The 9,197-nt window shown below is 66.3% G+C and carries 9 protein-coding genes; all 9 read right to left on the bottom strand.

Going from position 1 to position 9,197, the window contains the following annotated elements; translation table 11 throughout:
• Nucleotide 1: 1 nt before the first annotated feature.
• Nucleotides 2-1,321 carry an amino acid ABC transporter permease gene (locus tag Q8S30_RS01215; protein WP_305664216.1) on the bottom strand — a complete coding sequence of 440 codons (1,320 nt, stop codon included), beginning with the start codon at nt 1,319-1,321 and terminating at the stop codon, nt 2-4.
• A gap of 1 nt (nt 1,322) precedes the next feature.
• Entirely contained in the window at nt 1,323-2,576 is a 1,254-nt protein-coding gene (locus Q8S30_RS01210; protein ID WP_305664215.1) for an amino acid ABC transporter permease, read from the bottom strand.
• Between the two features lie 134 nt (nt 2,577-2,710).
• A complete protein-coding gene (locus Q8S30_RS01205) occupies nt 2,711-3,733 on the bottom strand; it encodes an amino acid ABC transporter substrate-binding protein (RefSeq protein ID WP_305664214.1) in 1,023 nt (340 codons plus the stop codon).
• Nucleotides 3,734-3,943: 210 nt separating this feature from the next.
• Entirely contained in the window at nt 3,944-4,663 is a 720-nt protein-coding gene (locus Q8S30_RS01200) for an ATP12 family chaperone protein (RefSeq protein ID WP_305664213.1), read from the bottom strand.
• Nucleotides 4,663-5,334: an HAD-IA family hydrolase gene (locus tag Q8S30_RS01195; protein WP_305664212.1), complete on the bottom strand. Its 672-nt coding sequence runs from the start codon at nt 5,332-5,334 to the stop codon at nt 4,663-4,665. The genes Q8S30_RS01200 and Q8S30_RS01195 overlap by 1 nt, the downstream gene beginning before the upstream one ends.
• Nucleotides 5,331-6,392 carry an RluA family pseudouridine synthase gene (locus tag Q8S30_RS01190; protein WP_305664211.1) on the bottom strand — a complete coding sequence of 354 codons (1,062 nt, stop codon included), beginning with the start codon at nt 6,390-6,392 and terminating at the stop codon, nt 5,331-5,333. The genes Q8S30_RS01195 and Q8S30_RS01190 overlap by 4 nt, the downstream gene beginning before the upstream one ends.
• Nucleotides 6,389-6,766, bottom strand: coding sequence for a fluoride efflux transporter CrcB (gene crcB, locus Q8S30_RS01185; RefSeq protein WP_305664210.1), 378 nt, complete (start codon nt 6,764-6,766; stop codon nt 6,389-6,391). Before crcB ends, Q8S30_RS01190 begins: the two co-directional genes overlap by 4 nt.
• Before the next feature lie 376 nt (nt 6,767-7,142).
• Nucleotides 7,143-8,459, bottom strand: a complete 1,317-nt coding sequence (locus Q8S30_RS01180; RefSeq protein WP_305664209.1) for a replication-associated recombination protein A — start codon at nt 8,457-8,459, stop codon at nt 7,143-7,145.
• An 89-nt stretch (nt 8,460-8,548) separates the two neighbouring features.
• Entirely contained in the window at nt 8,549-9,136 is a 588-nt protein-coding gene (locus Q8S30_RS01175; RefSeq protein WP_305664357.1) for an acyl-homoserine-lactone synthase, read from the bottom strand.
• Nucleotides 9,137-9,197 lie beyond the last annotated feature (61 nt).

Here is a 9,197-nt window from a genome sequence, read left to right as displayed (position 1 = left end):
CTTAGCGATGGTCGCGTTTCAGCTTGTTCTCGAGATACATCGAGTACCGCGACATGCCGAAGTTGAAGACAAAGAAGATGGCGCCGACGAAGATGAAGGGCTCCCAGTAGACGCCCTTCCATTCGATGGCGGCGCGGACGGCGTCGGTGATGCCTTTCAGCGGGTCCAGAAGGCCGACGAAGATCACCAGCGTGGTGTCCTTGAAGAGGCCGATGAAGGTGGACACGATGCCCGGGATCGAGATCTTGAGCGCCTGCGGCAGCACGATCAGCTGCATGGCCTTCCAGTAATCAAGGCCAAGGCTGTCGGCGGCCTCGTACTGGCCGCGCGGCAGGGCGGCAAGCCCCCCACGGATCACCTCGGCGATATAGGCCGCAGCGAAGAGGGTCACCATGATGATGACGCGCAGGATGATGTCGAAGTTCGTGCCCGGCGGCAGGAAGTAGTTCAGCAGAAGCGAGGCGGTGAACAGCAGGGTGATCAGCGGCACGCCGCGGATGAACTCGATGAACCCGACCGACAGCGCCTTGACCAGCAGCATGTCGGACCGGCGGCCAAGCGCCAGCACGATGCCCAGCGGCAGCGACAGCACGATGGCCGCGATGCCGATGGTGAGCGAGAGGACGAAGCCGCCGAACTTGTCGGACCGGACTTCCTCAACCCCAAGCGGGATGATGTCTTCCAGCATCCCGGCCACCGGGCCGGCGAGGAACAGCCACCAGATCAGCGGCAGCAGCACGGCGGCCAACGGCCCCAGCAGCGGCAGGTTCGTGCGGCGCGCCGCCACAAGGCCCAGCCAGCCAACGCCGAAGCCGGCCATCACCGAGATCGGCACCCAGAGCGATCCGCCCCAGAGCAGGATATAAGCGACGGCGGGATAAAACGCGCTGCCCCACAGGAGCTTGCGCGGCAGTTCGGTGAACAGCACCGGGGCCACGGCGGCGAAGAACAGCGCCAGCGCCAGCACCGGGCGCCAGTAGAGGTCTGACGGGTAGAAGCCGAACAGGAACTGGTTCCAGCGTTCGCGGATCACGGCCCAGCAGGCGCCATGGGCGCCCTCGCCCCAGGTTTCGGCGATGATCTGCCGGCATTCGGGCAGGGAGTTGGCGTTCCAGACGCCGTGCAGGAACCAGGGCAACGCAGCCTGCACCAGCCAGACCACCGCAGCAATGCCGACAAGGGTCAGGATAGTGTTGAGTACGCCCGAGAACAGGTTCTCGCGCAGCCACTTGATTGCGCCAACCTCGGAGGCAGGCGGCGTCGCTTGCGGCAGCATCGTCTCGCGGACATAGGCGACGGTTTCGGAATGGGTGTCGCTCATCTCAACGCTCCTTCAGCTTGACGGAGTTGTTGTAGACGTTCATCGCGCCCGAGATCATCAGGCTGATCGCCAGGTAGATCAGCATCATCAGAAGCACGCATTCCAACTCGCGTCCCGTCTGGTTGAGGGTGATGCCCCCCAGCGTGCCGCGCAGGTCCATGTAGCCGACCGCGATGGCAAGCGAGGAGTTCTTGGTGATGTTGAGGTATTGCGAGATCAGCGGCGGCACGATCACCCGCAGCGCCTGCGGCAGGATCACGAGGCTCATCGTGCGGTTCGGGCGCAGGCCAAGGGCGAAGGCCGCCTCGGTCTGGCCGCGGGACACGGCGCCGATGCCGGCGCGTACAATCTCGGCGATGAAGGCGGCGGTGTAGAGCGTCAGCCCCAGCCATAGCGCCATCAGCGAGTTGGACACGTCAAGCCCGCCGGTGAAGTTGAAGCCGCGCAGCACCGGGCGTTCGGCATGAAAGCCAAGCGCGATCAGCAGCAGGGCGAGCGGCACCAGCAGCACGAGGATGCTCTTCCACCAGGTCACCGGCCGCACGCCCGTGGCGTTCTGCACGGCAGTGGCATGGGCCAGCAGCTTGCGGTTCACCAACACGCTGCCGGTGATGACTGCGATGATCGCCAGAAGGTCGAGGCTGATCAGGAACAGCCCGACATCGATATTGCCAAGCGAGCGGTAGAACAGCGGGTCGGGGATCGCGGTGTAGCGGTTGGTCAGCGCCACGCTGTCGAAAAGGATCATCGAAGCGGTGGGATTCTCGCCGCGGAAGGCGTTCGGCGCGGGCAGCACCTCGGTGAAGATCGCGTAGGCGACCAGGATCCACAGCAGCACCGGGATGTTGCGGAACATCTCGACATAGACGGTGGTCAGCCGGCCGACGATCCAGTTCGGCGACAGGCGCAGCACGCCGATGATCACGCCCAGCACGGTGGCAGCCACACAGGACATGAACGCCACCAGCAGGGTGTTCAGCAGCCCGATGAGCATGGCGCGGCCATGCGTGCTGTCATTGGTATATTGCACGAGCATCTGGTTGATGTCGTAGCCGGCGCGGTTCCACAGGAAGCCGAAGCTGAAATCCTTGCCCAGCGCCGCAAGGTTGCGCACGGTGTTGTCCACCAGCCAGGCGGCGCCGGCCATGAACAGCAGCAGCACCACGATCTGAATGGTTATCGACCGATAGCGCGTATCGTAAATGAGCATACTGAGCCGAAAGCTAGCTTTCGGCGCATCCGTGACGGTTGCCATATGTATATTCCCCTGATCCCGGTCCCGCGCGGCCTTTGGCCTTGTTTGTCGGGGCTGTCGCCCCAGCGGTCCGGTTTCCACCCCGATGTTGGAACAGGGGGCGCCAGACGGCGCCCCCTTTTGGTAGCTTCAGATCAACGGAACGGCGGCGTGTAGAGCAGGCCGCCTTGGGTCCATTGTGCGTTCAGCCCGCGGGCCAGACCGATCGGAGTGGATTCGCCGATGGTGGCAGCGAAGATCTCGCCATAATTGCCGCCAGCGCCGACGATGGCCTTCTTGCCCCAGTCTTTTTCAAGACCGATCATCGCGCCGAGGTTGTCTTCGCCGGCCCCGAGCAGACGGTTGATCTCGGGGTTCTCGGTGCCTTTGGACAGCTCTTCGATGTTCGCCGAGGTCACGCCGTATTCTTCGGCAGCGATCAGCGCGTTCATCGCCCAGCGGGTGATGTCGGCCCACTGGTCATCGCCGTGACGGACCAGCGGCCCCAGCGGCTCTTTCGAGATGATTTCCGGCAGGATCACATAGTCCTCCGGGTTGGCAAAGGCGGCGCGGGTAGCTGCAAGGCCCGAAGCGTCGGTGGTGTAGGCATCGCAGGCGCCGGCGAGGAATTGCTGCTCGCCCTCGGCGTTGGTCTCGATCGTGACCGGCGAGTAGGTCATGTTGTTGACCTTGAAGAAGTCGGCGAGGTTGAGCTCGGTCGTGGTGCCGGTCTGGATGCAGACGGTGGCGCCATCGAGTTCCTTGGCCGAGGTCACGCCCAGAGCCTTGTTCACCATGAAGCCCTGGCCGTCATAGTAGTTCACGCCGATGAAGGTGAACTTCAGGTCGGCATCGCGCGAGAAGGTCCAGGTCGTGTTGCGCGACAGGATATCGACTTCGCCCGAGGCCAGCGCGGTAAAGCGGGTCTGGCCGGTTGTCGGCACGTATTTGACCTTGCTGGCGTCGCCCAGAACGGCAGCAGCGACGGCCTTGCAGATCGCGACGTCAAAGCCCGACCAGTTGCCGTTGGCATCCGGTGCGGCGAAGCCCACGAGGCCGGTGTTCACGCCGCAGTTCAGCTCGCCGCGCGCCTTGACGTCGTCCAGCGTTGCTGCCGAAACGAAGCCTGCGGCCAGACCGGCCGCCGCCAGCGTGCCGAGAAATACGGTATTCTTCATGCTTACCTCTTCCTGAGTTGCCACCCCATTCGGGGGGAAATTGCGCGCCCTGTAGCCGGGTGCGTTTGTTTGGGGAGTGGTCCCCAATGACAGGAGTGTGGGCCAAATCGAATTAACCCGTCAAGGGCGCATCGGGCCTGCTGCACAGCGGTGCGGCATCCGCCTGTGAATTGGGCAGACCATGCAAAGATGGGGGCGAAAGGTGGCGGCCTAGGAACCGGGCGCGCGGGCCAGATCGAGGAAGGCGCGGGCCTGCAGAAAGTCATTTCGCTTCAAGGCCACAACCTCGGCGGCCTCTTCGTCCTGCCCCCACAGCTCTGCCTGAAATTCCTCGTCGATTCGGGAGGTTCGCCACAGATCATCGGCAGGGGCGAGGTCTGCGGCGGCGGCGAGGCCGATCACCAGCGAGCCGGAGAGGGCCACCAGATCATGCAGGGCGACGAGTTCGAAATCGGAGAAGGAGTCCAGGTGGGCGTTGAGCCGTGCAAGGCTTTCGGGGGGCTGCGCGACATGGACGATGCCAGCGGTGACGCGCAACGGGGCGCCATGTGCGCTCGCCGCCCAGTTCAGTAGTGGATCCCAGGCGGCGGCCTGACGCTCGATCAGCGGCGGCGGAGATTCGGCGCGGTAGCACAGAAGGTCGGAGCCGCCATAGGCCGCGATCATCCCCAGCACGGTGGCGCGGTTGGGGACGACGGTGTCGATGGCAGAGTTCGCGGCGCGGGTCACCGGCATGGTGCGCGGATCGACCAGCTTGGCCTGCGCGTCCCATTCGGCGGCGATGGCGGTGGCCAGCGCGGCGTTCGGCACCACCAGCGGCGCCTTGGCCGGGGTCTTCACCGGGCGGCCATCGAGCTGGACGGCGAAGCCGGTTTCGACGGCAGTCACACCAGCGGCGGTCCAGAAGCGTTTGGGGGCCCAGTCCGCCATTACGCCACCGCATCCCACAGCGCATCCAGTGCGGGCATCAAGTCGGCAGACGAGGCGATGACGTCCCCTGCCCCGGCGGCCAGCAGCGCCTCTGCCGGGTGATAGCCCCAGGCGACGCCAAGCGCGGTGATGCCGGCGGCGCCGGCCATCTCGATATCAAAGGTCGTGTCGCCGATCATCACCGCGTCTTGCGGCGCGATGCCGGTTTCGGCCAGCGCCGCCAGCAGCATCGAGGGGTGCGGTTTGGAGGGATGATCGTCAGCCACCTGACGGGTGACGAACAGATCCTCGATCCCGTAGGCCTGCAGCAGATGCACGAGGCCGCGGCGCGACTTGCCGGTGGCGACCCCCAGCAGCAGATCGTCACGCGCGGCGAGGGCCTGCAGCGCCTCGGCAATGCCCGGGTAGAGCGGCGCGATACCGGCGGCGCGCAAGCCGTTGAAGGTGGCCTTGTAGCCGGCGACGATATGGCCGCGCTCGCCCTCGGGCAGGTCGGGCGCCAGCCGCGCCACCGCTTCGGGCAGCGACAGGCCGACGATGGACAGGACCGCGGCGAGTTCGGGCGCGACATGGCCTTGCAGCAGGAACGCCTCGGTCATCGAGGTGTGGATCTGGCGCTGGCTGTCGACCAGGGTGCCATCCACGTCAAAGATGACAAGGCGGGGGATCATGCCTCATCCTCGAAGGGATCGGCGGGCACGTCGTTTTCATGCCAGCCGAGCGTCTTCCAGGTCTTGTCCATATGCGGCGGCAGCGGGGCCACGATGGTGACGCGCTTCTTGGTGATCGGGTGGTCAAAGCTGATCTGGCGGGCATGCAGGTGCAGCTTGCGGCTGATATCGCCGCCCAGTTGCGCGCCCCAGCCATCGCCGAGGTTTTCCTGGCCGGAGCCGCCATATTTGCCATCGCCGATGATCGGGTGGCCGATCTCGGCCATATGCGCGCGCAGCTGATGGGTGCGCCCGGTGATCGGCACCAGCGCCACCCAGGCGGCGCGGGTCGCCAGCGCCGAGAGCACGGCGAAATCGGTGGTCGCGCGCTTGGCGCCTTCGGTCTGGTCGACCTTCGAGGGATGGACGGCGATCATTTTCTCGCCCTCGCCCAGATGGCCGCGCCCGCCGGCCTTCACGAGGCCGAAGCGGATGGTGCCCTTGCGCGGGCTGGGGACGCCGGCAACAACGGCCCAGTAGATCTTGCGGGTGGAGCGCAGGCGGAACGCCTCGGACAGCGCCCGTGCGATGCGGTCGGTGCGGGCCAGCAGCAAGACGCCCGAGGTGTCCTTGTCGAGCCGATGGACCAGCTTGGGCCGGTCCTTGTAGCCGAACATCAGCGCCTCGGTCAGGCCGTCCACATGCCGGTCGCCCTGGCCGGAGCCGCCCTGGCTGGGCAGGCCGGCGGGCTTGTTGAGGGCGATGATATGCTCGTCCTTCCACAGCACGCAGGACTGGATCATCTCGGCATCCGCCTCGATCACGCCGGGGCCGCGTGGGCGCGGGGCGCGGGGCGCGGGTTCGGCCGGCAGATCGGGCAGCGGCGGGATGCGCACCTCCATGCCAGGTTCGAGCCGGGTGGAAGCCTTGACGCGGCCACCATCGACGCGCAGCTGGCCGGTGCGGCACATCTTCTCGACGGCGCCCTGCGTCACTTGCGGGAATTTCTTCTTCAGCCAGCGGTCGAGGCGGGTCTCGCCTTCGTCCGCGCCGACGGCAATCGTCTGGACGCCGCTCATGCCAATACCCCGCGTGCGATGAAGAGACCGGCGACCAGCGCCGCGATGGAGAGGAGAACCGAGCCGCCGACATAGGCGGCGGCCAGTTCGGGCCGCCCGCCTTCCCAGAGGGTAACCGCATCGAGCGAGAAGGCCGAGAAGGTGGTGAAGCCGCCGAGGATGCCGGTCATCAGGAAGGGCGCGTAGCGGTTGCCAAGGGTCTCGGCCAGCGCGATCACCAGCACGCCCATCAGGAACGAGCCCACGACGTTGACGGTGATGGTGGCCCAGGGGAAACCGGGGCCGGCCAGCCTCAAGACGCCGACATTGGTCAGATAGCGGGCCGAAGCACCGAGGGCGCCGCCGAGCGCCACCTGGAAAAGGGTCTGGATCATGGCGTCTCTGTCATGTGGAACGGTGGGAAAGTCAACCGGGCAAGGGCGGGGAGGGGTTGGTTGTGTGGGTGGGAATGGCGAGGGGGGGGGCTTCGGCTGGCTCTCTTCTGACACCCTCCCATTGGCGAAGGCTATCGCCTTCGCCACGTCGCGCCCTTTCAACCACACCGGACGGGCCTCAAGGGCCCGGCCAGCGCCCGCCCCGCCCTCGGCGGGCGCTTCTCGCCCGCCAGGTCGGGCGCTGTCCTCATTCGGTCTCTTGTTGCCGGTGGCTCTGGGTGCATCCGTTGCGCGCGGGCGGGGCGAGGCAGTGCCTCGCCTGTTTCCGCCCGACATGAGAGGTGGGAAAAGGGGCGCGAGTGTCGAGCGGGGTGGCTCAGCTCCCCCGCTTCTCCCGCAGCTTGGTGAACCACTCCAGCCGCTTCTTCAGGTCACGCTCGAACCCGCGCTCGACCGGCTGATAGAGGACCGGGCGGCGCATGGTTTCGGGGAAGTAGTTCTGCCCGGAAAACCCGTCCTCGGCGTCATGGTCATAGGCATAGCCCTCGCCATAGCCCTGCCCCTTCATCAGCTTGGTGGGCGCGTTCAGGATATGCTTGGGCGGCGGCTCCGACCCGGTGCGCCGCGCCTCGGCCCTTGCCGCCTTGTAGGCGACGTAGCCGGCGTTCGACTTGGGCGCGAGCGCGAGGTAGATCACCGCCTGCGCCAACGCCAGCTCGCCCTCGGGGCTGCCAAGGCGCTCGAACGTCTCCCAGGCATGCAGGCAGACGGTCTGGCATTGCGGATCGGCAAGCCCGATATCCTCGACCGACATCCGCACCAGCCGACGGGCGAGGAAGCGCGGATCCTCGCCGCCCTCCAGCATCCGGGCGAACCAGTAGAGCGCGGCATCGGGATCGGAGCCGCGCACCGATTTGTGCAGGGCGGAGATGAGGTTGTAATGCTCATCCCCCGACTTGTCGTATTTCGCCGCACGCCGCATCAGCCGCGCCGCCAGCGCCTCGGTATCGAGCGGGGCGGGCAGTTTCCAGGCCATGACCTGCTCGACGAGGTTCAGGAGCGCGCGGCCATCGCCATCGGCCATCTCCAGCAGCGCCTCGCGGGCATGTGCGGTCAGCGGCAGCGGGCGGGCCAGCACCTGCTCGGCGCGCTGCGCGAGGCGTTCGAGATCGGCCAGCGACAGCCGTTCCAGCACGATCACCTGCGCGCGGCTGAGAAGCGCGGCGTTCAGCTCGAAGCTCGGGTTCTCGGTGGTGGCGCCGACCAGAAGGATGGTGCCATCCTCCATATAGGGCAGGAAGCCGTCCTGCTGCGCCTTGTTGAAGCGGTGGATCTCATCGACGAACAGCAACGTCCCACGGCCTTGGGACCGGCGCAGGCGGGCGGCCTCGAACACCTTCTTCAGGTCGGGCACGCCGGTGAAGATGGCGCTGATCTGGATGAAATGCAGGTCGGTGCGGTCGGCCAGCAACCGGGCGATGGTGGTCTTGCCGACGCCGGGCGGGCCCCAGAGGATCAGCGAAGACAGCGAGCCCGCATTCAGCATCGCCCCCAGCGGGCCTTCGGGGCCAAGCACATGCGCCTGACCGATCACCTCGGCAATGCTCGCCGGGCGGATACGGTCGGCCAGCGGCCGCGGGGCGGGCTTGCCGGAGGATGGGACAGTGTCTGGGGTGTCGAAGAGATCGGCCATGGCCGCACCCTACGCCCGCAAGGGGGCGAGGAAAAGCGGGCGATGGGGAGGCGGGGCCCCCGGAGCTGCAACCGGGGGCGCCGAGGGGTTCAGTGCAGGTTGGTGGTCAGGTCGATCGACACGCATTGGTTATCCAGCGCGTCGATGTTCATCACCCGGCCCGCCGCCTGCATGTCGAGCCCGCAACGCGGTGCCCAACGCGGCCAGTTTGCCGGGATCAGCCCCAGCACCCGGGTTGCCCCAAGCTCACGCGCCGATTTGGTCATCTCGGTGATGAGATGGGCGTGCACCCGGCGCCGCAGGTTCATCGGGGTGCTGTGGGACACGAACACCCGGCTCGATTCCCAGACGTTCTCCTGCACGGGCGCTTCGTAATAGAGAAGGTCCGACGGGATGGAATCAAGCAGCCCGCGCTGCGCGTCACGGATCATGTAGCTGTAGATCCCGCAGCGGGCGGTGGTCGGGGTCAGCCGGATCCCGGCCAGCACCTCGCCAAATTCATGCACCGCGATCCAGCGGCTGGCGGGGGTGTCGTACTGGTCGTACTCCATGCCCATCGCCTCGGGCAGATCCCATTTGTTCTGCACGATGAAGGACTGGCGCCGGGCCCGCAGGATGTTGGCCAGAAGTTCGCCGTGGGTGTGCATGTTCGCAAAAGAAAGGGTCGTGGTCTGCATCGTCATAGTCTCCAGGTTGGGGTTGAGGAACTTGGTGTTCCTGCAGCCAATCGGAGGAGAC

Origin of the sequence: Frigidibacter sp. (assembly GCF_030695035.1) — a bacterium.
In the GTDB taxonomy this organism is placed as follows: domain Bacteria; phylum Pseudomonadota; class Alphaproteobacteria; order Rhodobacterales; family Rhodobacteraceae; genus Frigidibacter.
This window is presented reverse-complemented; position numbering and strand designations above follow the sequence as displayed.

Excerpts from the sequence above, each read along its gene's own strand:
- Q8S30_RS01215 (WP_305664216.1), bottom strand. The coding sequence starts at position 1,321 with ATGAGCGACACCCATTCCGAAACCGTCGCCTATGTCCGCGAGACGATG.
- Q8S30_RS01210 (WP_305664215.1), bottom strand. The coding sequence starts at position 2,576 with ATGGCAACCGTCACGGATGCGCCGAAAGCTAGCTTTCGGCTCAGTATG.
- Q8S30_RS01205 (WP_305664214.1), bottom strand. The coding sequence starts at position 3,733 with ATGAAGAATACCGTATTTCTCGGCACGCTGGCGGCGGCCGGTCTGGCC.
- Q8S30_RS01200 (WP_305664213.1), bottom strand. The coding sequence starts at position 4,663 with ATGGCGGACTGGGCCCCCAAACGCTTCTGGACCGCCGCTGGTGTGACT.
- Q8S30_RS01195 (WP_305664212.1), bottom strand. The coding sequence starts at position 5,334 with ATGATCCCCCGCCTTGTCATCTTTGACGTGGATGGCACCCTGGTCGAC.
- Q8S30_RS01190 (WP_305664211.1), bottom strand. The coding sequence starts at position 6,392 with ATGAGCGGCGTCCAGACGATTGCCGTCGGCGCGGACGAAGGCGAGACC.
- crcB (WP_305664210.1), bottom strand. The coding sequence starts at position 6,766 with ATGATCCAGACCCTTTTCCAGGTGGCGCTCGGCGGCGCCCTCGGTGCT.
- Q8S30_RS01180 (WP_305664209.1), bottom strand. The coding sequence starts at position 8,459 with ATGGCCGATCTCTTCGACACCCCAGACACTGTCCCATCCTCCGGCAAG.
- Q8S30_RS01175 (WP_305664357.1), bottom strand. The coding sequence starts at position 9,136 with ATGCAGACCACGACCCTTTCTTTTGCGAACATGCACACCCACGGCGAA.